This window comes from Kitasatospora sp. NPDC001119, assembly GCF_053598475.1.
In genome coordinates, this window is the sequence record NZ_JBSFKI010000002.1 from 268,256 (window position 1) to 293,443 (window position 25,188).

Sequence of the window (25,188 nt, forward strand, 5' to 3'; positions counted from 1 at the left end):
AGGGAACCGTCAAGAGCCGCGCGTCCGGCGCGGGGGCCGCCGGGGTGGGCGCATGAGCCGGATCCGACGCAACCTCGCGCCCGGCACCGAGCCGTGGGCGGACGCCGGGATCGTGCTGCCCGCCCGACGGGCCGAGCCCGCCGTGCGGCAGGTCGGCTCCCGGCTGCTGCTGGCGCTCGCCGTCCTGGTCGCCACCACGTTCATCGTCTACCTCGACCGGGACGGCTACAACGACAACGCCGGCGGCGGGCTGAGCTTCCTGGACGCGGCGTACTACGCCACCGTGACGCTCTCCACCACCGGGTACGGCGACATCACCCCGTTCAGCGACGGCGCCCGGCTCACCAACATCTTCGTGATCACCCCGCTGCGCGTGGTGTTCCTGATCATCCTGGTCGGCACCACCCTGGAGGTGCTCACCGAACGGACCCGCCTGCAATGGCGGTTGAACCGCTGGAGGTCCACCGTGCGCGAGCACACCGTCGTCATCGGCTACGGGACGAAGGGCCGCAGCGCCGTCGACACCCTGATCGGGCAGGGGGTGAAGAAGGAGGAGATCGTCGTCGTCGACCCGCAGCGCAAGGTGGTCGACGCCGCCGCCCAGCACGGCCTGGTCGGGGTGGTCGGCGACGCCACCCGCACCGACACCTTGGTGCGCGCCGGGCTGCCCACCGCCGCACGGGTGGTGGTCGCGCCGGAGCGGGACGACACCGCCGTGCTGATCACGCTGACGGCCCGCCAGTTGAACAAGGCCGCCACCGTGGTCGCCGCCGTACGGGAGGACGAGAACGCGCCGCTGCTGCGGCAGAGCGGCGCCGACGTCGTGGTGACCAGCTCCAGTTCGGCCGGGCGGCTGCTCGGGCTGTCGATGCTCAGCCCGCACGCCGGGGCGGTGATGGAGGACCTGCTGACGTACGGCAACGGGCTGGACGTGGTGGAGCGCCCGGTCACCCGGGCCGAGGCCGGGCACAGCCCGCGCGAGTGCGCGGACCTGGTGGTCGCGGTGGTCCGGGGCCGACGGGTGCTCAACTACACCGAGCCGGAGGCCGCCGTGCTCCAGCTCACCGACCGGGTGATCGTCATCAAGTCCAGCGCGGCCGCGCCGACGGGCTGAGCCGCGCCGTGGAACCGCCCCCGCCCGCAGTAGGTTCGGGGCATGCATGCGATGACGATTCCCGTACCCGGCGGTCCCGAGGCACTGGTCTGGGCCGAGGTGCCCGACCCGGTCCCCGCCGAGGGCGAGGTCCTGGTCGAGGTGGCGGCCACCGCCGTCAACCGCGCCGACCTGCTCCAGCGGCAGGGCTTCTACAACCCGCCGCCCGGCGCCCCGCCCTACCCGGGGCTGGAGTGCGCCGGGCGGATCGTCGCGCTCGGGCCCGGGGTGGCCGGCTGGGCGGTCGGCGACGAGGTGTGCGCGCTGCTGGCCGGCGGCGGCTACGCGCAGCGGGTCGCGGTGCCGACCGGGCAGCTGCTGCCGCTGCCCGCGGGGCTGTCCGCCGAGCAGGCCGCGGCACTGCCCGAGGTCGCCTGCACGGTCTGGTCCAACGTCTTCCTCACCGCGCACCTGCGGCCCGGCGAGACGGTGCTGCTGCACGGCGGCGCGAGCGGGATCGGGACGATGGCGATCCAGCTGGCCAAGGCGGTCGGCGCCCGGGTCGCGGTCACCGCGGGCGGCCCGGAGAAGCTGGCGCGCTGCGCCGAGCTGGGCGCGGACATCCTGATCGACTACCGCGAGCAGGACTTCGTCGAGGTGCTCCGGGAGGCCACCGACGGGGCCGGGGCGGACGTGATCCTGGACATCATGGGCGCCAAGTACCTCCAGCGGAACGTGGACGCGCTGGCGGTCAACGGGCGGCTGGTGATCATCGGACTCCAGGGCGGGGTGAAGGGCGAGCTCGACCTCAACACGCTGCTGCGCAAGCGCGGGGCGGTGATCGCCACCAACCTGCGCGGGCGGCCGCTGGCGGAGAAGGCGGCGATCGTGGCGGCGGTGCGGGAGCACGTGTGGCCGCTGGTCGAGTCCGGGGTGGTGAAGCCGGTGGTGGACCGGGTGCTGCCGCTGGCCGAGGTGGCCGAGGCGCACCGGGTGCTGGAGCGCGGGGAGCAGGTCGGGAAGGTCGTGCTGCGGGCCTGAGCACGGGGGACCCCGGTGGCGGGGCGGCGGCCGGACGGGTGTGAATTGCCCGAAATGCCGTAACGGCGGGCGCGTGCGAATCTGGTCCGGAGCAGTCCCGCCGCCGATCCCGCCCCCGGGCGCCGTCGGCCGTCGGAAGGACTCCGACCGTGGCCGCATCTCCGCACGCATCCCTCGGGCCGCTGCCCGTCGCGCCGCACCACCGTCGTCCGTCCCGGCGCTCTCCGGGCCGCGCCCAGCGGCTGTTCGCGGCGGCCGTGCTGGGGCTCACGCTCCCGCTGGCCGCCGCCTCGGCGGCGGTGGCGCTGCCCTCGCCGGGGGCGCTCCCCCTGCCGGCGGCGTATCCCTCGCCGGACGCGGGGACGCGTGCCGAGCCGGGCGGTGGGCCGGCCGCCGAGCAGGACGACGAAGCCGACGACGAACCGGGCGTCCCCGGGCCGGTGGCCGCGCCGCCGCGGCGACCGCTGCCGCGTCCGCACCCGGCCGGCAACGCCCCGCAGGCCCACCGGCACCACCTGGCCTCGCTGCCCGAGCGCTCCGACGCCGCCGTGGAGCAGGCTCCCGACCAGGCTCCCGAGCAGCTGCCGGACCAGGCCGCCGACCAGGCCGTCGAGCAGGCCCCGGAGCAGGCTCCCGACCAGGCTGCCGAGCAGACCCCGGATGAGGCCCCGGACCAGGCCGTCGGGGCCGAGCAGCCGGAGGCCGACGGGGACGCCGCGGAGGCCGAGGCCCCCGGCGCGGCCGCCGTCCCGGACCCGGCCGCGGCGAACACGGCCGAGGCGGTCGCCGGACAGCCGGTCGCGGCCGTGGCCGGGGTGCCCGCGCTCTTCCCCGCCCGCTGGCAGGACGCCTCCACCACCCAGCTCCCGCTGGGCGTCGGCCTGGGCCTGATCGGCTGCGGCCTGGGGCTGGTCGGTCTGCGGCTGCGCAAGGACTGAGCCCCCCAGGGCCGGGGCTGCGGTAGCGCAAGGGCTGGGGGCCCGGCGGGGCGCGGCGCGCCCGGAGCGGCCCGGGGTTTCGGCGGCCACGGAGCGGCGGACCGCCGTGCGCGGGGCCGGGGTGCCGTCGCCGGGCCGCCGGTGGCCGGTCGGCGGACCGGGTGCGGGAACTGAGTATCCGTACGGATTCCCGCAGGGCGTCCGGAGGCGTAGCGTCGTCACGGGTGGCGCAGGACGGCGGGACGACCGGGGGCTTCCGCCCGACCAACCCCAGTGAGAGAGAATGTTGTTCATGACGAATCCGATGAACGAGCGCCCGTCGCAGGAGCCCTTCCGGGCCGGCGGCGGGCAGTCGCAGGACGGCCAGAAGGTGCTGATCGTCGGACCGGACGGGCTGCCCGTGGGCCAGGGGTTCGCCGGTGCGGCTGGGGACGGGGACGACGAGGGCGACGTGCCGCGCGAGCTCCCGGTGACCGAGATGGTCGAGCAGCCCGCCAAGGTCATGCGCATCGGCAGCATGATCAAGCAGCTGTTGGAGGAGGTCCGGGCGGCGCCTCTCGACGAGGCGAGCCGGGTCCGGCTGAAGGACATCCACGCGAGCTCGATCAAGGAGCTCGAACTGGGGCTGGCCCCGGAGCTGGTCGCCGAGCTGGAGCGGCTGTCGCTGCCGTTCACCGACGACACCATCCCGACCGAGGCCGAGCTGCGGATCGCCCAGGCCCAGCTGGTCGGCTGGCTGGAGGGCCTGTTCCACGGCATCCAGACCGCCCTGTTCGCGCAGCAGATGGCGGCGCGGGCGCAGCTGGAGCAGATGCGGCGGGCGCTGCCGCCCGGGCTGCACAGCGGCGAGCCGGACGAGGACGAGCCGGGCCAGGGCCGCGGCATCCGCTCCGGCCCCTACCTGTAGCCGCACCCGGCGGTACCCGCCGGTAGGCGCCTCCGGGCCGCCCGGACCGCCGTCGGACCGGACGTACCACGACGATCCTCCCCGGTCCCGGGCCGCCGGGCCGGGCGGCCCAGGGCCGGGACCGGCCCCGGCCCTGGACCGATCACCGTCGGCGCGAGCCGATACCCTGGCCCCTGTCGCCGGCCGGTGGAACCGCCGCGGCAGGGGCCCGCCAGGCCAGCGGGCCGGGCCCACCACGCACGGACGAGACCGAACGTCAGGTTGCGGCGAGCACGGCCGCGCCGAGGGGGAGCAGAGGACCATGAGCGAGCACGGCAACGCGGCGGTCGAGGGCTTCTCCCTGGGCAACGGCCGCTATGTGCTGCAGCGGCTGCTGGGCGAGGGCGGCATGGCCTCCGTGCACCTCGCCCACGACCGCGTGCTGGACCGGCAGGTCGCGCTGAAGAGCATGCACAGCGAGCTGGGCCGGGACGACTCGTTCAAGGAGCGGTTCCGCCGCGAGGCCCAGGCGGTGGCCCGGCTGGAGCACCCGAACATCGTCACCGTGTACGACAGCGGCGAGGACATCGCCCCGGACGGCTCCAGCACGCCGTACATCGTGATGCAGCTGATCGACGGCAACGGCCTGCGCGAGGCGATCAACGAGGCGGTCGGCCAGTACGGCGCGATGCCGGCCGAGGAGGCCCTGAAGGTCACCGTCGGCGTGCTGAACGCGCTGGAGGCCTCGCACGACATGGGCCTGGTGCACCGCGACATCAAGCCCGGCAACGTCATGTTCGACCGCAAGGGCAACGTCAAGGTCATGGACTTCGGCATCGCCCGTGCGCTGGAATCCGGCGTCACGTCGATGACGCAGACCGGCATGGTGGTCGGCACCCCGCAGTACCTCTCGCCCGAGCAGGCGCTCGGCAAGCCGGTGGACGCCCGCTCCGACCTCTACTCGGTCGGCGTGATGCTCTTCGAGATGATCACCGGGCAGCTGGTCTTCGACGGGGACTCGGCGTTCTCGATCGCCTACAAGCACGTCCAGGAGGAGCCGCCGGCCCCCTCCACCCTCAACCGCTCGATCACGCCCGAGGTGGACGCCTTCGTCGCCCAGGCGCTGCGCAAGGACCCGGCGCACCGGTTCCAGAGCGCGGCGGCGATGCGGGACGAGGCGGAGCGGCTGATCGCGGCCGCCAAGGGCGGCGACAACGGGCACCGGCTGCAGGCCAGCACCCCGCTGGTGATCAACGAGGGCCCGCGCTCGGTGCACGCCGCTCCGCAGGCCCCGCAGACGCCCCAGCCGCAGTACCTCCAGCAGGGGGCCCAGCAGTACCGGACGCCGCCGCCCGCCTACCAGACGCCGCAGCCGCAGGCCCCGCACACCCCGCACCCGCAGTACCTCCAGCAGGGCGGGCAGCAGTACCAGACGCCGCCGCCCGCCTACCAGACCCCGCGGCCGCAGGCCCCGCACACGCCGCACCCGCAGTACCTCCAGCAGGGGGCGCACACCCCGCCGCCGCAGCCGATGCCGCAGCCGATGCCGCCGTACCAGCAGCCGAAGGCGCCCACCAGCGGCGGCGGCTGCTCGACGGCCGTGGTCGTGATCGGGATCATCGTCGGCGTGCTGGTGCTCGCGGGCATCATCATCGCGATCGTGGTCAACAAGGCGGACGAGAAGACGGGCGGCAAGTTCAGCCACGCGGACCGTCCCGCCGACGTGCTGGTCCTCGACCTCCCGGCCGACCGGAATGGCCTGCTCTGACGGTTTCCGGCAGGTTCGGGGGTACCACGGTCGTCCGCCGGAGGCGGTAGCGTTCGGGGATACGTAAGCGACAGGGCACCGCGATCCGAGCGAACGCCCGGGGCGAGGAGCGATGGCACAGACGCAGCAGCCGGACGACGACGCGGGTGTCCGGGCGGTCGGCCGGACCGGCGGAACCCCGAGGATTCCCGAGCCCGGCGGCGAGGCCCCGACCTCGGCGCTGCCGCCGGTCGCCACGGGCGGCCCGCACACCCCGGGCCGTGGCACCGCCGTGCCGCTGAGCACCGTCGGGGACGGCCGTTACCGGCTGACCTACCGGCTCGGGCGCGGCGGCATGGCCGAGGTGTTCGCCGCCGAGGACGTGCGGCTCGGCCGCACCGTCGCCGTCAAGCTGCTGCGTGGCGAGCTGGCCCAGGACGACGTCGCCCGGCTGCGCTTCACCCGCGAGGCACACGCCGTCGCGGCGCTCAACCACCACTCGATCGTCGCGGTCTACGACACCGGCGAGGAGTACGACGGGGACGAGTCCACGCCGTACATCGTGATGGAGCTGGTCGAGGGCCGCACCGTCCGCGAGCTGCTGGCGGACGAGGAGGCGCCGCCGGTCGACCAGGCGCTGATCATCATCGCCGGGGTGCTGGAGGCGCTCGCCTACAGCCACCGCAGCGGCATCGTCCACCGCGACATCAAGCCCGCCAACGTGAGCATCACCAACGCCGGCGCGGTCAAGGTGATGGACTTCGGCATCGCCCGGGCGCTGACCGGCGGGGCCACCACGATGACCCAGACCGGCATGGTCATGGGCACCCCGCAGTACCTCTCGCCCGAGCAGGCGCTCGGCAAGCCGGTCGACCACCGCTCGGACCTGTACGCGGCCGGCTGCATGCTCTACGAACTGCTCACGGTGCGACCGCCGTTCACCGGCGACACCCCGCTGTCGGTGGTCTACCAGCACGTCCAGGACCCGCCGGTGCCGCCCTCGCAGGCCAACGGCCGGGTGCCGGCCGGCCTCGACGCGCTGGTGCTGCGCTCGCTCGCCAAGAACCCGGACGACCGCTTCCAGGACGCCGACGAGTTCCGCGCCCACGTCCAGCACGCGCTGCGCGAGATGCACGGCGCGGGCGGGGCCGCCTGGGCCGGCGGGGCCGCGGTCGACACCGGCGCGACCCAGGTGCTCCGGCCGGACCAGGCCGCGGCCACCGCGGCCTTCGGCGCGGTGGGACCGGCCGACCAGACCTCCGTGCTGCCGTACTCGACGGGCGGCCCGCACACCCCCTCCTCGCCCTACCCGGCGGCCAGCGGCCCGTACGGCGGCGGTACCGGTGCGGGCGGGGACGACGAGGGCCCCGGCCGGCGGCGCGGGCCCTGGGCCTGGGTGGCCGGCGCGATCGCCGTGCTGGTCGCGGCCGGTGCGGGCATCGCGTTCGCGCTCAGCGGCAGCGAGCCCACCGGCCACTCGGACATCTCGCCGCAGCCCCCGGCGGCCACCAGTACCGAGACGACCGCGCCCCCGTCCCAGAGCGGCCTGGCGACCCCGCCGGCCTCGGCCTCCGGCAGCAAGAAGCCGCAGCAGCCGACCGACCCCGGCAACAACAACGGGAACAACAACGGGAACAGCGGCAACAACATGTCGCCGTCGCCGAACACGGGCAAGCACACCCCGACCCCGACGCCGACCGGGACGGCCAGCCACACGCCGACCGGGACGGCGCCCGCGACGACGGCGCCGGCCACGACGGCGCCGCCGCAGACCGCGGGCCCCGGCACCGGGTCGCCGAAGCCGCCGACGGACCCGAAGCCGTCCATCCCGGTCGTGCCGCCGACCCCCTGACCCGGTCGGCGGCGGCGGGTCAGTTGGCGAAGGCGTCCAGGACCTGCTCGTACTCCTGGCACCACCACGCCAGCTGGCCCGCGGAGGCGGGGTAGAGCGGGTCGGCCCGGTGGTCGGCCCGCTGGTAGCGCCACTGCAGCATCCAGAAGTCGTTCAGCCGCTCCCACCAGACCCGGTGGACGGCGGCGGCCAGGTGCTCGGCGGTGGCCGCCCCGGAGGCCCGGTAGGCCTGGGAGTAGCGGCGGACCCGGACCAGGTCGAGGGCGCCGGACGAGCGGTCGTTGAAGAGCAGCGTGGCGGCCCGGACCGCCTCCTCGGCGCGTGGCTGGGGGCCGAGCTTGTCCCAGTCCAGGACGGCCGCCACCCGGCCGCCCCGCGGGTCGTCCTCGTACAGCAGGTTGAGGCCGTGGAAGTCGCCGTGGGTCCAGCCGGTGGGCGGCGCGGCCTCCGGGGCGGGGCGGCGGTGGGCGTGCTCGGCGAGCAGTTCCAGCCGTTCCGTGAGCCGTTCCACCACGAGGGCGTCCAACTCCCCGGCCGGCTGGTGCTCCCGGGCGCGGCGCCGCAGGTCGCGGGCGAGTGCGGCGCTGTCGACGGGGTCGGCGCTCCGGTACCCGGCGGGTTGTTCGAGGGGGGCGCAGACGTCGTCGAGCGCGCCGTGCAGCCGGCCGAGCAGCGTGCCGAGCGCGTCGCACTGCGACGGGTCGAGCTCGTCGCCGTGCCGGTGCCGCCCCTCGACCCAGGGGAACAGGGCGAACAGCCGGCCGCCCCAGGCGGCCACCGTGCCGGACCGTTCGGCGCAGGCCAGCGGGGGTGCGACGGGCAGGCCGAGGGTGTTCAGCGCGGCCATCGCGCGGTGGTGGGCGAGGATCTTCGGACGGCTGGCGGTGGCGGAGTCGACGTAGCACTTCAGGAAGTACGGACCGGCCTCGGTGGTGACCAGGTACCCCCGGTTCAACAGGCCCTCGGCGACGGGTTCGGTGGTCAGCGGCCGTCCGACCCGGTAGCGGGCCAGGACCTCGGCGAGCGCACCCCCCGGGACGGGGGGACTGAGGGTCCCCATCGGTGGTGCGGAGAGATCGGGGCGGGCCGGTGCGCAGGCAAGGGTCTGGCTGAAAGTCACGTGCAGAGGTTATGGCCCCCTTGTGGGGGCCCTTGACAAACCGTCAGTTCTGTGAAGGGCCGGATCAGTACTGGTGGTCGGCCTGGTGCCGCGCCACGAAGGCGGCCGCCTGGGTGCGCCGCTCCATGCCCATCTTGGCGAGCAGACTGGAGACGTAGTTCTTCACCGTCTTCTCCGCCAGGTGCAACTCGTTGCCGATCTGACGATTTGTCATACCTTCGCCGATCAGATCGAGGATCCGCCGTTCCTGCTTGGTGAGTTGGGCGAGCCGTTCGTCCTCCTTCTCCCCGCCGTCGCGCAGCCGGGCGAGCACCCTGCTGGTGGCGACCGGGTCGAGCAGCGAGCGGCCGGCCGCGACGTCCCGGACGGCGGTGATCAGGTCGGTGCCGCGGATCGCCTTCAGTACGTAGCCGGAGGCGCCGGCCATGATCGAGTCGAACAGCGCCTCGTCGTCCGAGAACGAGGTGAGCATCAGGCACTTGATCTCCGGCAGCTTGGACCGGATCTCGCGGCAGACCTCGACCCCGTTGCCGTCCGGCAGCCGGACGTCGAGCACCGCCACGTCCGGGTGGACCGCGGGGATCCGGGTGAGCGCCTCGGCGGCCGTGCCGGCCTCGCCGACGACCTCGATGTCGTCCTCGACCGAGAGCAGATCGTGCACGCCCCGCCGGACGACCTCGTGATCGTCGAGCAGGAATACCCTGATTTGTCCGTTATCAGTCACGTCCAAAGCCTCCCATAACACCGTACGAAAGACCTATCGCCCGGACCTCCATACCAACGCGATCCGGCCACAGCCGTCCGAAACCGATACCGAGAACCCCCTTACGTACGGGCGTCTGCCCGGATAACGTGCGCTGGTGTCCTGAAGGCGCTCGAATTGAGAGCTGCGTCACGCCGACCGTCACCCCCACCCTTCCGACGGCGAGCCGAACGCGGCACCCTCGGGGTTGTAGGCCCTGAACAAGTAGGACGTCCTAGCGCAAGCGCGTCGAGGGCGGACGCTGGGTAACGTTCTCGTGAGGGACGCCGTCGGAACAGGATCACCACCTGCCCCGCAGTGGGAGCGCACACCCACGCGCGCCCCGCGAGGCGGTGACCGGACCGGTCACCGGCGACCCCGGGCGGCCGGACAGACCGAGGAGTGAACGTGACCGTCAAAAGCACGGCGAGGGCCCGCAAGAAGGCGGCCCCCGGCGTCCCTGACACCCTCCGCGCCACGGGCAAGGACGCCCAGCCGGAGCTCGTCCAGCTGCTCACGCCGGAAGGCGAGCGGGTCGAGCACCCGGACTACCCCCTCACCACCACTCCCGAGGAGCTGCGCGCCCTCTACCGCGACCTGGTGCTGGTGCGCCGGTTCGACGGCGAGGCCACCGCGCTCCAGCGCCAGGGCGAGCTGGGCCTGTGGGCCTCGCTGCTCGGCCAGGAGGCCGCCCAGGTCGGCTCCGGCCGCGCCATGCGCCCCGGCGACTACGCCTTCCCCACCTACCGCGAGCACGGCGTGGCCTGGTGCCGCGACGTCGACCCGCTGAACCTGCTCGGCATGTTCCGCGGCGTGAACCACGGCGGCTGGGACCCGAACGAGAAGAACTTCCACCTGTACACCATCGTGATCGGCGCGCAGACCCTGCACGCCACCGGGTACGCGATGGGCATCACCAAGGACGGCGCCGACGACGCGGTCATCGCGTACTTCGGCGACGGCGCCTCCAGCCAGGGCGACGTCAACGAGGCCTTCACCTTCGCCTCGGTCTACAACGCGCCGGTGGTCTTCTTCTGCCAGAACAACCAGTGGGCGATCTCCGAGCCCACCACCACCCAGACCAAGATCCCGCTGTACCGCCGCGCCTCCGGCTTCGGCTTCCCCGGCGTGCGGGTCGACGGCAACGACGTGCTGGCCTGCCTCGCGGTCACCCGCTGGGCGCTCGACCACGCCCGCAACGGCAACGGCCCGGTGCTGATCGAGGCGTTCACCTACCGGATGGGCGCCCACACCACCTCCGACGACCCCACCCGCTACCGGCACACCGAGGAGACCGAGGCCTGGAAGGCCAAGGACCCGATCTCCCGGCTCCGCGCCCACCTGGAGAAGGAGGGCCTGGCCGACGAGGAGTTCTTCGCCGCCGTCGACGCCGAGAGCGAGCAGCTGGGGCTGCGGGTGCGCGAGGGCGTGCGCGGCATGCCGGACCCGGACCCGACCCTGATCTTCGACCACGTGTACAGCGAGCCGCACACGCTGGTCGATGAGGAACGGGCCGAGTACGTCGAGTACGCGGCCTCCTTCGAGGCGGGGGAGACCCACTGATGGCCGGTCAGCTGAGCATCGCCAAGGCGCTGAACGGAGCGCTGCGCAAGTCGCTGGAGAACGACCCGAAGACCCTCCTCATGGGCGAGGACATCGGCAAGCTCGGCGGCGTCTTCCGGATCACCGACGGCCTGCAGAAGGACTTCGGCGAGGACCGGGTGATCGACTCCCCGCTGGCCGAGTCCGGCATCGTCGGCACCGCGATCGGCCTGGCGCTGCGCGGCTACCGCCCGGTGGTGGAGATCCAGTTCGACGGCTTCGTCTACCCGGCCTTCGACCAGATCGTCTCCCAGCTGGCGAAGATGCACGCCCGCGCGCTCGGGCACGTCAAGATGCCGGTCACCATCCGCATCCCCTACGCGGGCGGCATCGGCGCGGTCGAGCACCACAGCGAGTCGCACGAGGCGTACTTCGCGCACACCGCCGGTCTGCGCGTGGTCACCCCGTCCAGCGCGCACGACGCGCACTGGATGCTGCGGCAGTCGATCGAGTCCGACGACCCGGTCGTCTTCCTGGAGCCCAAGCGCCGCTACTGGGACAAGGGCGAGGTCGGCGACGCCGCCGACCTGGGCCTGCACGAGGCCCGGGTCGTCCGGCCCGGCACCGACCTGACGCTGATCGCGTACGGGCCGATGGTCAAGGTCTGCCTGGAGGCCGCCGCGGCCGCCGAGGAGGACGGCCGCCGGCTGGAGGTCGTCGACCTGCGCTCGCTCTCCCCGGTGGACTTCGCCGCCCTGGAGGCGTCGGTCAAGCGCACCGGTCGGGCCGTCGTGGTGCACGAGGCACCGGTCTTCCTGGGCATGGGCGCCGAACTGGCCGCCCGGCTCACCGAGAAGTGCTTCTACCACCTGGAGGCACCCGTGCTGCGGGTCGGCGGCTACCACGCGCCGTACCCGCCGTCCCGGGTCGAGGAGGCCTTCCTCCCCGACCTGGACCGCGTGCTCGACGCCGTCGACCGCGCGCTCGCGTACTGACTCCGGGGAGCGAAGATGACCACCGAAGTTCGCTCGCTCCGCGAGTTCAAGATGCCCGATGTGGGCGAGGGCCTCACCGAGGCCGAGATCCTCAGCTGGTACGTCAAGCCCGGTGACACCGTCACCGACGGGCAGGTCGTCTGCGAGGTGGAGACCGCCAAGGCGGCCGTGGAGCTGCCCATCCCGTTCAACGGGGTGGTCGAGACGCTGCACTTCCCCGAGGGCGCGACGGTCGACGTCGGCACCGTGATCATCTCGATCGCGGTCGCCGGGGAGGCGGGTGCCGCGGCTCCGGCCGCCCCCGCCGCGGCACCGGCCCAGGCGCCGGTTCCGGCTCCCGCCGAGGAGCCCGAGCCCGAGCGGCGCGAGGTGCTGGTCGGGTACGGCCCGCGCACCGGCGGCAGCCAGCGCCGGGCCCGGCGGACGACCACCACCAAGGTCGCCGCGACCAGGCCGGCTCCGACCGCCGCCCCGGCCCCGGTCGCCGCACCGGCGCCCGCGGCTCCGGCCCCGGTCGCCGAAGTACCGGTCGGGGAGCGGCCGTTGGCCAAGCCGCCGGTGCGCAAGCTGGCCAAGGACCTCGGCGTCGACCTGCGCGCGGTCACCCCGACCGGCCGGGACGGCGTGATCACCCGCGAGGACGTGCACGCCCACGCCGCCGCCCAGGCCGCTCCGGCGGCCCCGGTGGCGCCGGTGGCCGAGACCGCCGTGGCCGAGCCGGCCGCGCCGCAGGCGCCGGTGTCCGGCGCGGGCGACGTCCGGGTGCCGATCAAGGGCGTCCGCAAGGCGACCGCGCAGGCGATGGTGGCCTCGGCCTTCACCGCCCCGCACGTCACCGAGTTCGTGCAGGTCGACGTGACCCGCACGATGAAGTTCGTCCGCCGGCTCAAGGAGAGCGGCGAGCTGGGCCGGGACGTCCGGGTCAGCCCGCTGCTGATCGTCGCCAAGGCGCTGCTCACCGCGATCAAGCGGCACCCCGGGATCAACGCCCAGTGGGACGAGGCGGCCCAGGAGATCGTCCTCAAGGGCCAGGTGAACCTCGGCATCGCCGCGGCCACCCCGCGCGGCCTGATCGTCCCGAACATCAAGGACGCCGGGTCCAGGACCCTCTCGGGGCTGGCCACGTCGCTCGGCGAGCTGGTCGAGACCGCCCGTCAGGGCAAGACCTCGCCGGCCGACATGCAGGGCGGGACGATCACCATCACCAACGTCGGCGTCTTCGGCGTCGACACCGGCACCCCGATCCTCAACCCGGGCGAGGCCGCCATCCTGGCCTTCGGCGCGGTCCGGGAACTGCCGTGGGTGCACAAGGGCAAGGTGGTCCCGCGTCAGGTGACCACGCTCGCGCTCTCCTTCGACCACCGCCTAGTGGACGGGGAGCTGGGCTCCAAGGTGCTGGCCGACGTGGCCGCGCTGCTGGAGCGCCCGAAGCGCCTGATCACCTGGGGCTGACGGCCCGGTAGCACCGAAGAAGGGGCCCTTCTCCGCACCGCCGTGCGGAGGAGGGCCCCTTCGGTGTGACCGCCCGTTCGACTAGCGCTGGGGACGGAGTCGACGGACGGCGATCAGGGCGCCCGCTCCGAGGGCGAGGAGCGCGGCGGAGGAGGCGGCGAGGAAGGTGTTGGTGGAGGAGGAGCCGGTCTGGGCGAGTTCGGGGGTGCCGGCGGGCGCGGTGGTGGCCGGGGCAGCGGAGGGCGTGGTCGGCTTCGGGGCCGCGGCGGCGGGGGCGGTGTCCTTGGTCTGCTCGGCGGCGGGCTTGGCCGGGGCCGGCTTGGCGTCCTTGGTGGGTACGGGCTTGGGCTTGGCCGGGGTGGTCGGCTTGGTGCCGGGGGCGGTGGACCGTGCTACCTGGAAGGTGTGGTTGGCGTCGCCGGTGCCGTCGGCCGGGAACCCGGGGGCCTTGGCGATGGTGCCGACCCCGAGCTCGGTCAGGTCCTTGGGCGCCTTCGCGGAGAGCCCCACCCGGAACATGAAGTTCGCGGCCCGGCCGTCCTCCAGGCGCGGGGTGGTCGTCGCCGGGGACTCGACGGTGAACAGCGTCGAGTCGCCGTAGTGCCGCAGCTTGACCGGCTTCCAGCCTCCCGCGGAGGCGACCTCGACCGTCAGGTCCTCGATCCGCAGGCCGGTGCCGGAGTTCGGGTTGAACAGCGCGAGCACCGCGGAGACGTTCTGGTAGGGAGCGCCGGTGAAGTTGGTGACGGCGACGCCGATCTCGACCTTGGGGCCGCCCGCGATGATGGTCTGGCCGTCCGGGGTCATGTGGAACCCGGCCTTGTACGACCCGTGGTGGTCCGCGGTGGCCTGCCGAGCGGTCGCGGCGGGCGCGCCGGCGGCGGCGGTGCCGCCGTTCCCGGCGGCCCAGGCGGTGTCGGTGGCGAGGAGCTGGACGCCGCCGGCGAGGACGACGGTGGCGGCGAGGGTGGCGATGCGGCGGCGGCCGGAGAAGGCGCGGTCGTTCTTCGCGAAACGGGTGATAACGGACGTGCGCATGACGTGACTCCCCAAAGTCGTCGTGCTGGTGGTGTGTGGGTGAAGACGACCGGCCCCGCTGCTTCACGAGCGGAAGCGCCCCCCCGGCTCTGCCGGTCTCGCTCTCCGTGCCTTCATCTGTATGGACGTGCATCCCCGCCGGGGGTTGCAGGTGGGTTCCGAGAATCTTTCGACCGTCGGCGCCGGGGTCCGCTCGGTGCCGACGACCGCAGGTCAGTGCTGGCGGCGGAGGCGGCGCACGGCGATCAGGGCGCCCGCTCCGAGGGCGAGGAGCGCGGCGGAGGAGGCGGCGAGGAAGGTGTTGGTGGAGGAGGAGCCGGTCTGGGCGAGTTCGGGGGTGCCGGCGGGCGCGGTGGTGGCCGGGGCGGCGGAGGGCGTGGTCGGCTTTGAGGCCGGGGCGGCCGCGGCGGTGTCCTTGGTCTGCTCGGCGGCGGGCTTGGCCGGGGCCGGCTTGGTGTCCTTGGTGGGGGTGGGCTTGGGCTTGGCCGGGGTGGTCGGCTTGGTGCCGGCGGTGTCCTGGGGGTGGGTCACCTTGACCGTCTTGAAGCCCGAGTCGCCCGGGCCCTGGGAGCCGGCCATCTCGGTCGAGGCCAGCAGGTCGATCGTGGTCACGCCGGCCGGGGTGCCGGCGGCCAGCGAGTAGCGGAACTTGAAGGTCGCCGAGCTGTTGGCGGCCATCCGCTGGCGCTGGGAGCCGGTGATGTCGACGACGCGGGAGCAGCCGTCGAGCAGCTGGAGGTTCTTCCAGGCGCCGGTGTAGTCCTCGTACTGGATCTTGACGTCCTTGAGGCGGGCCGCGGCGCCCGAGCCCGGGGTGTGGATGCCGAGGAAGGGCTCCATGCCGTGGGCGTCCTCGGCGGCCTTGTTGGTGACCTTGACGGAGACCTCGTTCCAGCTGCCGTCCGCCACCACGGAGGACTTGGCGGAGACGATGGCGGTGTCCGGGGACAGTCCGGGCACGTTGGCCGGAGCCTCGTACGCGCCGTTGAGCCGGTGGTCCCCGCAGGCCCAGGCGGTGTCGGTGGCGAGGAGCTGGACGCCGCCGGCGAGGACGACGGTGGCGGCGACGGTGGCGATGCGGCGGCGGCCGGAGAAGGCGCGGTCGTTCTTCGCAAAACGGGTGATAACGGACGTGCGCATGACGTGACTCCCCAGGGTCATGGGTCTGACGGTGTGTGTGGGCGAAGACGACCGGCCCCGCTGCTTCACGAGCGGAAGCGCCCCCCGGCTCCGCCGGTCTCGCTCTCCGTGCCTTCATCCGTATAGACGCGCATCCCCGTCAGGGGTTGCAGGTGGGTTCCGAGAATTTTTCGGAGTTCTTCGGCGGGCCTCGGAGACCGTCCGAGTGATGGTTGGTATGACCTGAATGATCCGGAAAGTACGGATCGTTCGGCCAGGTCGGTGACTTTTTCGCGGCCGGATAGGGGAGTCCCGGCCGCCCGGGTACGTCTCCGCTCCACCACCCGGGCGACGCCGGGTGACCGGAACCCGGAGGACGCACCCGTATGCCGCCTGGCAACCCTGGCCGTCTCGTCCGGAGTCTGGCCGCACTCGTGCTGGTGTCCGCCGCCGCCCTCCCGGGCGCCCTGGAGCTGGTCGGCCCCTCGCCGTTCGGCGTGATCGGGCCGGGGGCCGCCGCCGACCGCGCGGTGCCGCCGCACGCGGCCCTCCAGGCCGACCAGCGGATACCCGCGGCCGCCCCCACCGTCGACATACGCCGCACCGGGGACCCGGCCAACCGGATCACCCTGGTGCTGCTCGGCGACGGCTACACGGCCGGCGAGCAGGAGCTCTTCCGGCAGCAGGCCGACAAGGCCTGGCACGCGCTGATGGACATCGAGCCCTTCCGCACCTACCAGGGCTTCTTCAACATCAGGCGGGTCGAGGTGGTCTCCCCGGTCTCCGGGATAGCGGAGTCCGAGAGCCGCGGGCGCAAGACCGCCACCCCGCTCGGCATGCACTTCTGGTGCGAGGGCACCGCCCGGCTGCTCTGCGCCGACGAGGCCGCCACCGCCCGGTACGCGGGGGGCGGCGCCGGGCCGCAGTACCTGATAGCCCTGGCCAACTCCACCGAGTACGGCGGCGCCGGCGGCACCGGGGTGACCACCCTGGCGGGCGGCAGCCCGGACGCCGGGCGGATCATCCAGCACGAGATCGGGCACACCGTGGGGGACCTCGGCGACGAGTACGACAGCGCCCCGGAGGACGCCGACTATCCGAACCTCGCCACCCTCAACGCCGACGACATGCGCAGGAAGCAGACCAAGTGGTGGCGCTGGCTGGGCGCCGAGTCCCCGGACGGGGCCGGGGTGGTCGGGGCGTACCGCAGTGCCAACGGCCTCTACCGGCCCACCCCGGACTCGGTGATGCGCACCCTCGGCAGCGCGTACAACCTCCCCTCGCGCGAGGCGATCATCGAGGAGCTGTACCGCAGGGTCCGGCCGACCGACGCCCCGGTGCCGGCCCCCGGCGAGGTGTCCGGGCGGCCCCGGCTCGACGTCCGGCCGCTGCCGCTGACCGGCCCGCGGCAGCTGAAGGTGGAGTGGAAGGTGAACGGCGTCCCCGTGACGCCGCAGTCCCCCGACGGCTCCTGGCTGGACACCGCCCCGCTGGAGCTGGCCCCGGGCCGGCCGGCCACCGTGACGGCGACCGTCAAGGACACCACCGACTGGGTGCGGGACGAGGCCTTCCGGGAGCGCCACATGACCCGCTCGGTGTCCTGGACGCTGACCGGCTGAGGCGCGGTGCGCGCCCCGGATCTGGGCGTCCAATCATGGGATGACTAATCTGGTCGGACTATGACCGTGGAGCCCGCCCGTCCAGCCCCGTCCCCGTCCGTCCCCGCTCCCCGACCCGCCGCCGGGCCCCCGGGCGGCCCCGCGCCGGCGTCAGCGCCGGTGCCCGGACCCGCGTTCGAGCCGCCCGGCGGCCGCGCGGCCTGGCTGGCCTGGTCCGTCGGCGTCAGCGTCTACATCCTGGCCGTCATCCACCGCACCAGCCTCGGCGTGGCCGGACTGGACGCCGCCGACCGCTTCGGCATCGGCGCCTCGGCGCTCTCCACCTTCTCGATCCTCCAGGTGCTGGTCTACGCGGCCATGCAGATCCCGGTCGGCCTGCTGGTCGACCGGTTCGGGCCGCGCCGGGTGCTGCTGCTGGGCGTCCTGCTGCTGAGCGCCGGTCAGCTGGCCTTCGCGTTCAGCTCCTCCTTCGGCCCCGCGCTGGCCTCCCGCGCGGTGCTCGGCTGCGGCGACGCGATGACCTTCATCAGCGTGCTGCGGATCGCCGCCCGGTGGTTCCCGGCGGCCCGGAACCCGTTCGTCGCCCAGCTGACCGGCCTGGCCGGGATGGGCGGCAACCTGGTCACCACCGTGGTGCTCGCCCAGGCGCTGCACAGCGAGGGCTGGACGCCCACCTTCACCGCGATCGCGCTGCTGGGCGTGGCGGTGTTCGCGCTGGTCGCGCTCTTCCTCAAGGACACGCCCCCGCAGGAGGCCGCCGCCGCCCGGCCCGGGGAGGCCGGGAAGGGCGGGGCGACCGGGGCACGGCCGAAGGTCGGCCAGCAGGTCCTCGCCTGCTGGCGGGAGCCGGGCACCCGGCTCGGGCTCTGGATCCACTTCACCACCCAGTTCCCCGGCAACGCCTTCGGCCTGCTCTGGGGCCTGCCCTACCTGGTGCAGGCGCAGGGCATGTCCCGAGCGGGGGCCGGCGGGCTGCTGACCCTGCTGGTGCTCAGCAACATGAGCTTCGGCTTCCTGTTCGGCCGGCTGCTCTCCGCCTCGGCGCGGGCCCGGATGCCGATCGTGCTGACCGTCGTCGTGACCACCGCGCTCGGCTGGGCGCTGGTGCTGGCCTGGCCCGGCGGCCACCCGCCGACCTGGCTGCTGGTCGGGATCATCCTGGTGATGGGAAGCAACGGCCCGGCCTCGCTGGTCGGCCTCGACTACGCGCGCGCCCGCAACCCCGCGGAGCGGCTCGGCACCGCCTCCGGGATCGTCAACATGGGCGGCTTCATCGGCACGATGATCACCCTGTTCGGCATCGGCGTGCTGCTGGACGCGCTCTCCCCGGACGGGGCCGTCGGGTACTCGGCCGACGCCTTCCGCTGGGCGTTCTGCTGGCAGTACGTCCCGCTGGCGGTGGGCACGGCGATGATCCTGCGGCTGCGCCGGAAGGTCGCGGCGCAGGCGGGCTGAGCCCGGGGCCGTCCGGCCCCGGGCCCCGGGCGGTCCGCCTCAGATGGTGACCGAGAAGTTGGCCAGCACCCGCTCGGCCAGCTCCTGGTCGCCCTCGACGGAGACCGGGCCGGGCCGGCCGCGGCCGCAGGCGAGCCGCAGGTAGGTCTCCCAGTCCATGGTGAGCTGGACGTCGGGCGCCAGGCTGATCGACTCGTCCACGGTGCAGTGGCCGGTGGCGTCCACCCGGACGGTGCGCAGGAACTCCACCGGGCCGGTGACGTCCAGCACCAGGGCCGTTCCGGCCGGGGCCCCGGCCTTGGTGGCGACGGCCTGGGGCAGCAGCTCCAGCAGCACGTCCCGGGTGATCAGCGCGGCCGGGGCGTCCAGGTTGCCCGGGGCCTCCAGGGCCCGGCGCAGGTCCTGCTCGTGCACCCAGACGTCGAAGGCCCGCCTCCGCAGCAGCTCGTGGTACGGGACGTCCCTGGCCAGCGGCCCGGCCGGCCAGCGCACCGGCTCCTCGGGCGTCTGCTTGGCGTTCCGCAGCGCCCGGGAGCGCCGGATGATCGTGTACTCCAGCTCGCTGGTCATCTCCAGCGCGGTGTGGCAGCGGCGCTTGTCGACCGGGAGTTCGACGTAGCGGGCGAACTCGGAGGTCACGTGACGGAGGTCACGCGGCAGCGAGTGGATCGGGCGGGGGTCGCCGAGCAGGTCGGACTCGACCGCGATCACGTGCGAGACGACGTCCCGGACGGACCAGCCCGGACACTCGGTGGCCCGGTTCCAGGAGCCCTCGGGAAGGGGGGCGACCAGCTCCGATATGGACTCGATGGTCTGGGTCCACGCCTCGGTGTAAGCCTGCACGGTCTGGTTGTCCGTCACGGGAATCTCCGGCCCTCCGTCAGCTTCCTTGCCGCCTGTGCCCCGCCGTCACGGCCGACCGGGATGGTCCGGCTTTCCCGGCGCACACGCTAACCGCACGTTACGCTGCCGGGAGACAGCTGGGCAGCGCTTTCGGGTGACGATCGTAGGTCTCTTGCCGTGGACGGTGGTACTGTGCGCGCTTCATTGATCCAACTCGCGGTCTCCGACGCGGAGCCGCCCGCCGAGCGGAGGGCTCGGGCGGCCGCCCTGGTGCGGGCGCAACAGGGTGCCGACCTGGTGGTCCTCCCGGAGCTGTGGCCGCTCGGCGGCTTCGCCTACGACCTCTGGTCGGACGGCGCGGAGACGCTGGACGGGCCCACCTCGGACGTGATGTCGGCCGCCGCCCGGGCCGCCGGGGTCTGGCTGCACGCCGGTTCGATCGTCGAACGCGATCCGGACGGTCCGATCTACAACACCTCGCTGCTGTTCTCCCCGGACGGCGAGCTGGTGCACACGTACCGCAAGATCCACCGCTTCGGCTTCGACAGCGGTGAGGCGGTGGTGATGGGCGCCGGGCAGGAGATCGTCACCGCGCCCACCGACTTCGCCACGCTGGGCCTGGCCACCTGCTACGACCTGCGCTTCCCGGAGCTGTTCCGGGCGCTGCTGGACGCCGGCGCGCAGCTGCTGGTGGTCCCGGCGGCCTGGCCGGCCCGGCGGCGCGAGCACTGGACGCTGCTGGCCCGGGCCCGGGCGGTGGAGGAGCAGGCCTTCGTGCTGGCCTGCAACACCGCCGGGACGCACGCCGGGGTCGAGCAGGCCGGGCACAGCATCGTGGTGGACCCGTGGGGCCGGGTGCTGGCCGAGGCGGGGGCGGACGAGGAGGTCCTGACGGTCGGGTTCGACCCGGCCGAGGTGGCCAAGGCGCGCGAGGAGTTCCCGGTGCTGCGGGACCGCCTGCTGGGGATCCCGGCGCCGGTCCAGCGCTGAGCCGGAGCGGCGCCCCGAGCGGGGCCGGCGCGGCGGCGGGAGCGGGGGACGGGGCGCGGTCGGGACGGCGCCGGGGCGCCGTGGACGGCGTTCCGGAGGGTTGGTTCGTACCTGGGTCGATCGGGTTTGAGAAGATGAGCACTCGTCGTGTTCCCCGCCGGCCCGTACGAGGGCCTGCCCGGTCGGCCCGCCCGAGGAGGTCGCGCCCATGCCTGACAACGGCGCAGGCGACACCCCCCGTCCCGTCATCCACCGCAACAGCCTGCGCGAGCAGATCGCCGGCGCGCTGCGCGAGGAGATGATGGCCGGCCGACTCGCGGCCGGCCGCAACTTCACCGTCAAGGAGATCGCCGAGCTGTACGGCGTCTCCGCGACCCCGGCCCGCGAGGCCCTGGTCGACCTCGGCGCGCAGGGCCTGCTGCGGGCCGAGCACCACCGCGGCTTCACCGTGCCCGAGCTCGGCTGGGACGACTTCCTGGAGATCTTCGAGTCCCGGGTCCTGATCACCGACAGCTTCCACCGCCAGTACACCGCCCGCCGGGCGCTGCCCGACCTCAGCCGGCTGTCCTCGCTGCACCGCCGGGCCGACGCGGCGGTGCGGGCCGCCCGGGCCGGGAACCTGGACGTGATGGTGGGCTGCGACCGCCGGTTCTGGCAGGAGGTCGGCGCGCTGCTCGGCAACCGCCGGATCGCCGACTACCTGGACTGGCTGCGGGTGCAGTCCTGGATGTTCGCCGCCCGCTACCTGCGGGAGCTGCCCGCGCTGGGCGGGGTCTGCTGGGAGCGCCACCCGGACCTGGTCGAGGCGATCGAGGCCCGCGACCCGCTCGCCGCGCACCGGATCATCTGCGAGTACAACCTGTACACCGTCCGGCTGCTGGCCGGGCTGGCCGGACAGCCGCTGGAGTCGGTGACGGTCCTCGGGCTGCTCACCGAGTTCGCCGGGGAGGAGCCGCCGGCGGTGCCGGTCGAGCCTCCGCCCGCGCCGCCGGCCCCGCCGGAGCCGGCCGCCGAGTCCGCCGCCGGGCCCGGCGCGGCCCGCGCCGAGCGGAGCCGCCGCAGCGACGAGGTCGGCCGGGAGCTCGGCCGTGAACTGGGCCTGGGCCTCGGCCTGGTGCCGCAGCCGCGCGCGACGCCGTACGGCCGGTTCGGCCGGCGGCTGCCGGAGCCGCCCCCGGAGGCCCCGCGGGGGCGGTCCGACCCGCACGCCGCGCCGGGCCGGTAGGGTGGGCGGGCGTCGGACCGGGCGCCCCGCCAACGGGCCGTCCGGGTACCGACCCAAGCCCCCGTCGTCGCCCCGTCTCCGCGGGCGATCCCCGCCTCCGGAGAGGAACTGCCGGCCATGGCCTGCGACCTCTGGCTCGTCCCGCTGGTGGACGTGCTGAGCCACAGTCCCGACAACCCCTTCCGGGACGACCTCGCGCTCTACAACGCGGTGCTGGCCTCGCGCGGGCTGCCCGAGGTGCCGGTCTACCAGTTCGTCCCGGGCATCAGCGGTGCGGTCGAGCCGATAGCCGCCTTCGACTACGACTCGCTGCACTTCCTGCGCCGCGCCTACCTGTTGGGCCTCACCGGACTGGACATCACCCCGGTCGACACGCTCGGCGGCGACTACGAGCAGCTGCTGGAGATGTTCGAGAGCGGCGCCGAACAGTCGCACCTGGTCTGGCACTTCGACCACGCCGGCGCGTACGTGCCGGTCGAGTTCGCGGTGCCGCTGGTGGACGAGACGCTGCTCGCCTCCGGCGGCCCGCTCGGCTCCAGCCACGGGCTGCTGCGCGAACTCCAGGCCGTCGCACCGGCGCTGGGCATCGACCCACTCAACCCGCCGGACCCGACCCGGCCGCTCGGCCCGACCGGCCTGGAGCAGCCGTTCGGGCCGCCGATCGACGACGTCCACCCCTTCGCCCGGGAGCGGCACGCCTGGTCGGGCCTGTACGCGGCGGCGACCAGGAGCGTCGCCCAGGGCTCGATGATCGTCTTCGCCTGAGCCCTGAGCCCCGAGCCGCGAGCCGGCCTCCCGGCCGCTAGCGCAGCGGCCCCTCCGGCGGCCGCTGACGCGGCATGGTGGGCCGGGTGCCCGGCGGCGGCAGCACCCGCACCTGGGCGCCCACCCCGGGCTCGCTGCGCCCGCCCCAGGCCCCGCCGGACTGGGTGGGCAGCTGGGTCATCGAGGCGCGGAACTCCAGCATCCACTCCGAGGTCTCGGAGCGGACCATGTCGGAGACGTCCTCGCAGAACCGGCGCAGCACGCCCAGGCAGCGCTCGGCGGCCTCGCCCGCGGTGCCCTCGGTCGGGCCGAGCACCTCGCGCACGCACTCCGACGCCCAGTCGAACTGGAAGGCCTCCAGGCGGCGTTGCAGCGCCTGTCCGGTGGAGACGTCCCGCATCCAGCCGGAGGTGAGGCCGAAGACCCGGTCGACGGCCAGGCAGCCGGCGGAGAGCGCGAAGCCGACGTAGCCCCAGCCGGTGCCGTTCGCGAAGGCGCCGGCCAGGTCGACCAGCGGGGCGGTCACCCCGCCCACCGCGAAGCCGGCCGCGCCGAACCGCAGCAGGCGCGCCCAGCGGCGCTTCCAGATCCGGTCCCGGCGGTACCACTCGATGGCCTCGACCGCCCGCTCCTCGGACCAGCGGTAGAGCTCCTCCAGCCGTTCGGCGGGCTCGCCCCAGTCCCCGAGCGGGAACTGTCGGGTGCTCAGATCGTCCCGGCGTCGGGTGGAGGCCCGTCGGACGACGGCGGCGGCGGGCGGGTCCTCCTCGCCGATCTCCTTGCCCCAGGCACTCTCCTCGGGCTGCATTTCCGGCTGGCTCACCTGTGGGGCTCCCTGTGGCGGGCGGACTGCTGGGTCTGTCGGCGCAACGGCTGACGTGGTGTCCGCCGGTGGTTCTCCAACAGCACTTCTTACCGCCAAATGGCTGACCGTGGGGGCGCTTCTCCGCTGATCGTTACCGGTTTCGGCCAACGGAACCCGAGGTGGGCGGGTTGCGGGGGTCGGCGAGATTTCACCCGTCCGAGCGAGGGTCCGGTGACCCGCCGTCGTGACCCGGGCACCCGTCGCCGAATCGGCCCGGTCGGGCTTGGACGATCCTCCAGTGTGCTCGGCGTACGGAGCGTTCCGCCTGGAGGATCCGACGGGACCGGAGAGCGGCCGGAACAGGCCACCGACTACGCTGCCAGGCGTGAAGGTCCTCGTCATCGGCGGCGGCGCCCGCGAACACGCCCTGTGCCGCTCTCTGTCCCAAGATCCCGCTGTGTCCGAACTGCACTGTGCCCCGGGCAACGCCGGGATCGCGCAGGTCGCGACGGTCCACCCGGTCGACCAGCTGGACGGTGCGCAGGTCGCCGCGCTGGCCGGCCGGCTCGGCGCCGCCCTGGTGGTGGTCGGGCCGGAGGCCCCGCTGGTGGCCGGCGTCGCGGACGCCGTGCGCGCGGCCGGCGTCCCGGTGTTCGGCCCGTCCGCGGCGGCCGCCCGACTGGAGGGCTCGAAGGCCTTCGCCAAGGACGTGATGGCCGCGGCCGGCGTGCCCACCGCCCGCTCCTACGTCTGCACCACCGCCGCCGAGGCGGCCGAGGCGCTGGACGCCTTCGGCGCCCCGTACGTGGTGAAGGACGACGGCCTGGCCGCCGGCAAGGGCGTCGTGGTCACCTCCGACCGCGCGGAGGCGCTGGCGCACGCCGCCGCCTGCGAGCGCGTGGTCATCGAGGAGTACCTGGACGGCCCCGAGGTCTCGCTGTTCGCGATCACCGACGGCACCACCGTCGTCCCGCTCCAGCCCGCCCAGGACTTCAAGCGCGCGCTGGACGGCGACGAGGGCCCCAACACCGGCGGCATGGGCGCCTACTCGCCGCTGCCGTGGGCGCCCGCCGGGCTGGTCGAGGAGGTCCTGGAGACCGTCCTCCAGCCGACCGTGGACGAGCTGCGCCGCCGCGGCACCGAGTTCTCCGGCCTGCTGTACGCGGGCCTGGCGCTCACCTCGCGCGGCACCCGGGTGATCGAGTTCAACGCCCGCTTCGGCGACCCGGAGACCCAGGTCGTGCTGGCCCGGCTGCGCACCCCGCTGGCGGGCGTGCTGCTGGCCTCCGCCAACGGCACCCTGGACCAGCTGGAGCCGCTGCGCTGGGACGAGGGCGCGGCCGTCACCGTGGTCGTCGCCTCCGAGGGCTACCCGGCCGCCCCGCGCACCGGCGACCCGATCGACGGCCTGGCCGAGGCCGAGGCGGACGGCACCGCGTTCGTGCTGCACGCCGGGACGACGGCGGGCGAGGACGGCCAGGTGCTGAGCGCCGGCGGCCGCGTGCTGTCGGTCACCGCGACCGGCGCCGACCTGGCCGAGGCGCGCGAGCGCGCGTACGCCGCGGTGGACCGGATCTCCCTCAAGGGCGGCCAGCACCGCACCGACATCGCGCTGAAGGCGGCCACCGCCTGAGGCCACCCGTGCCCGTGCCGACCGCGGCCCCCGTGCGAACCGTTCGCACGGGGGCCGCGGCGTGTGACGGCCCCGCTCGGGCCCGCGGCGGGGGACCGCCGGCAGGGGCGAGCGAAGATCGAACAACCGAGCTGGCCGGTCAACCCCCATGGGCGCAGTGCCCCGGGCGTTTCGGGGCTGGAGGGCCCACCGGGGCGGACTCACCGTTCGGCCGACGGATTCCAGCCCATCGGGTGACAGCACCCGCATCCGGCTGACGCAACCGGCTGTGCGGCCTTATGGTGCGCT

At 74.1% G+C, this 25,188-nt stretch carries 21 protein-coding genes; 15 read left to right on the forward strand and 6 right to left on the reverse strand.

All coding sequences use genetic code 11. The features are described 5' to 3' along the window. Positions 1-52 precede the first annotated feature (52 nt). The 6 genes from ACWDD9_RS03580 to ACWDD9_RS03605 all read left to right on the forward strand — a co-directional run bounded on the left by ACWDD9_RS03580 (position 53) and on the right by ACWDD9_RS03605 (position 7,557). Positions 53-1,114: a potassium channel family protein gene (locus ACWDD9_RS03580; RefSeq protein WP_117488713.1), complete on the forward strand. Its 1,062-nt coding sequence runs from the start codon at positions 53-55 to the stop codon at positions 1,112-1,114. A 42-nt stretch (positions 1,115-1,156) separates the two neighbouring features. Further along, positions 1,157-2,134, forward strand: a complete 978-nt coding sequence (locus ACWDD9_RS03585) for an NAD(P)H-quinone oxidoreductase (protein WP_049659602.1) — start codon at positions 1,157-1,159, stop codon at positions 2,132-2,134. A 149-nt stretch (positions 2,135-2,283) separates the two neighbouring features. Beyond that, a complete protein-coding gene (locus ACWDD9_RS03590; RefSeq protein WP_449810688.1) occupies positions 2,284-3,072 on the forward strand; it encodes a hypothetical protein in 789 nt (262 codons plus the stop codon). A 292-nt stretch (positions 3,073-3,364) separates the two neighbouring features. Next, a complete protein-coding gene (locus ACWDD9_RS03595; RefSeq protein ID WP_198959330.1) occupies positions 3,365-3,979 on the forward strand; it encodes a bacterial proteasome activator family protein in 615 nt (204 codons plus the stop codon). 301 nt (positions 3,980-4,280) lie between these two features. Then, entirely contained in the window at positions 4,281-5,726 is a 1,446-nt protein-coding gene (locus ACWDD9_RS03600; RefSeq protein WP_074001882.1) for a protein kinase domain-containing protein, read from the forward strand. Between the two features lie 112 nt (positions 5,727-5,838). Beyond that, on the forward strand, positions 5,839-7,557 hold the full coding sequence (locus tag ACWDD9_RS03605; RefSeq protein ID WP_449810689.1) for a protein kinase domain-containing protein: 1,719 nt from the start codon (positions 5,839-5,841) through the stop codon (positions 7,555-7,557). 19 nt (positions 7,558-7,576) lie between these two features. Here the strand turns inward: ACWDD9_RS03605 and ACWDD9_RS03610 are convergent, their stop codons facing one another. Together ACWDD9_RS03610 and ACWDD9_RS03615 are read right to left on the reverse strand one after the other, a co-directional pair. After that, on the reverse strand, positions 7,577-8,677 hold the full coding sequence (locus ACWDD9_RS03610; RefSeq protein ID WP_234348650.1) for a phosphotransferase: 1,101 nt from the start codon (positions 8,675-8,677) through the stop codon (positions 7,577-7,579). Between the two features lie 64 nt (positions 8,678-8,741). After that, the gene (locus ACWDD9_RS03615; RefSeq protein WP_074001879.1) at positions 8,742-9,401 is read right to left on the reverse strand and encodes a response regulator; all 660 of its coding nucleotides are present in this window, start codon (positions 9,399-9,401) and stop codon (positions 8,742-8,744) included. 426 nt (positions 9,402-9,827) lie between these two features. Between ACWDD9_RS03615 and pdhA the strand changes: the two genes are divergently transcribed. Genes pdhA through ACWDD9_RS03630 form a run of 3 tightly spaced genes read left to right on the forward strand, consistent with a single transcriptional unit; the run spans position 9,828 to position 13,408 of the window. Next, entirely contained in the window at positions 9,828-10,982 is a 1,155-nt protein-coding gene (gene pdhA, locus ACWDD9_RS03620) for a pyruvate dehydrogenase (acetyl-transferring) E1 component subunit alpha (RefSeq protein ID WP_049658931.1), read from the forward strand. Next, positions 10,982-11,956: an alpha-ketoacid dehydrogenase subunit beta gene (locus ACWDD9_RS03625; RefSeq protein WP_049658928.1), complete on the forward strand. Its 975-nt coding sequence runs from the start codon at positions 10,982-10,984 to the stop codon at positions 11,954-11,956. Before pdhA ends, ACWDD9_RS03625 begins: the two co-directional genes overlap by 1 nt. Before the next feature lie 15 nt (positions 11,957-11,971). Further along, a complete protein-coding gene (locus ACWDD9_RS03630; RefSeq protein WP_449810690.1) occupies positions 11,972-13,408 on the forward strand; it encodes a dihydrolipoamide acetyltransferase family protein in 1,437 nt (478 codons plus the stop codon). An 81-nt stretch (positions 13,409-13,489) separates the two neighbouring features. On the opposite strand, the gene ACWDD9_RS03635 is transcribed toward ACWDD9_RS03630, so the two are convergent. Then, complete coding sequence (locus ACWDD9_RS03635; RefSeq protein WP_449810691.1) at positions 13,490-14,446, reverse strand: LAETG motif-containing sortase-dependent surface protein; 957 nt, start codon at positions 14,444-14,446, stop codon at positions 13,490-13,492. A 213-nt stretch (positions 14,447-14,659) separates the two neighbouring features. After that, positions 14,660-15,586, reverse strand: a complete 927-nt coding sequence (locus ACWDD9_RS03640) for an LAETG motif-containing sortase-dependent surface protein (protein ID WP_449810692.1) — start codon at positions 15,584-15,586, stop codon at positions 14,660-14,662. Positions 15,587-15,951: 365 nt separating this feature from the next. Between ACWDD9_RS03640 and ACWDD9_RS03645 the strand changes: the two genes are divergently transcribed. Both ACWDD9_RS03645 and ACWDD9_RS03650 read left to right on the forward strand, forming a co-directional pair. After that, a complete protein-coding gene (locus tag ACWDD9_RS03645) occupies positions 15,952-17,184 on the forward strand; it encodes a M64 family metallopeptidase (protein ID WP_387829754.1) in 1,233 nt (410 codons plus the stop codon). 60 nt (positions 17,185-17,244) lie between these two features. Further along, positions 17,245-18,639 (forward strand): MFS transporter, encoded by a 1,395-nt coding sequence (locus ACWDD9_RS03650; protein ID WP_449810693.1) that lies wholly within the window; start codon positions 17,245-17,247, stop codon positions 18,637-18,639. Positions 18,640-18,678: 39 nt separating this feature from the next. Here ACWDD9_RS03650 and ACWDD9_RS03655 read toward each other — a convergent pair whose 3' ends face one another. Next, positions 18,679-19,500, reverse strand: coding sequence for a maleylpyruvate isomerase family mycothiol-dependent enzyme (locus ACWDD9_RS03655; protein ID WP_375875054.1), 822 nt, complete (start codon positions 19,498-19,500; stop codon positions 18,679-18,681). Positions 19,501-19,674: 174 nt separating this feature from the next. Between ACWDD9_RS03655 and ACWDD9_RS03660 the strand changes: the two genes are divergently transcribed. From ACWDD9_RS03660 to ACWDD9_RS03670, 3 genes are all read left to right on the forward strand, one after another. Beyond that, positions 19,675-20,472 (forward strand): carbon-nitrogen family hydrolase, encoded by a 798-nt coding sequence (locus tag ACWDD9_RS03660; RefSeq protein ID WP_449810694.1) that lies wholly within the window; start codon positions 19,675-19,677, stop codon positions 20,470-20,472. 208 nt (positions 20,473-20,680) lie between these two features. Beyond that, on the forward strand, positions 20,681-21,697 hold the full coding sequence (locus tag ACWDD9_RS03665; protein ID WP_074001873.1) for a GntR family transcriptional regulator: 1,017 nt from the start codon (positions 20,681-20,683) through the stop codon (positions 21,695-21,697). Positions 21,698-21,814: 117 nt separating this feature from the next. Beyond that, the gene (locus ACWDD9_RS03670) at positions 21,815-22,462 is read left to right on the forward strand and encodes a hypothetical protein (RefSeq protein ID WP_049659440.1); all 648 of its coding nucleotides are present in this window, start codon (positions 21,815-21,817) and stop codon (positions 22,460-22,462) included. A gap of 37 nt (positions 22,463-22,499) precedes the next feature. Here the strand turns inward: ACWDD9_RS03670 and ACWDD9_RS03675 are convergent, their stop codons facing one another. Further along, positions 22,500-23,285 carry an SLATT domain-containing protein gene (locus ACWDD9_RS03675; RefSeq protein ID WP_074001872.1) on the reverse strand — a complete coding sequence of 262 codons (786 nt, stop codon included), beginning with the start codon at positions 23,283-23,285 and terminating at the stop codon, positions 22,500-22,502. Positions 23,286-23,652: 367 nt separating this feature from the next. Between ACWDD9_RS03675 and purD the strand changes: the two genes are divergently transcribed. Further along, complete coding sequence (gene purD, locus ACWDD9_RS03680; protein ID WP_049659445.1) at positions 23,653-24,900, forward strand: phosphoribosylamine--glycine ligase; 1,248 nt, start codon at positions 23,653-23,655, stop codon at positions 24,898-24,900. Positions 24,901-25,188 lie beyond the last annotated feature (288 nt).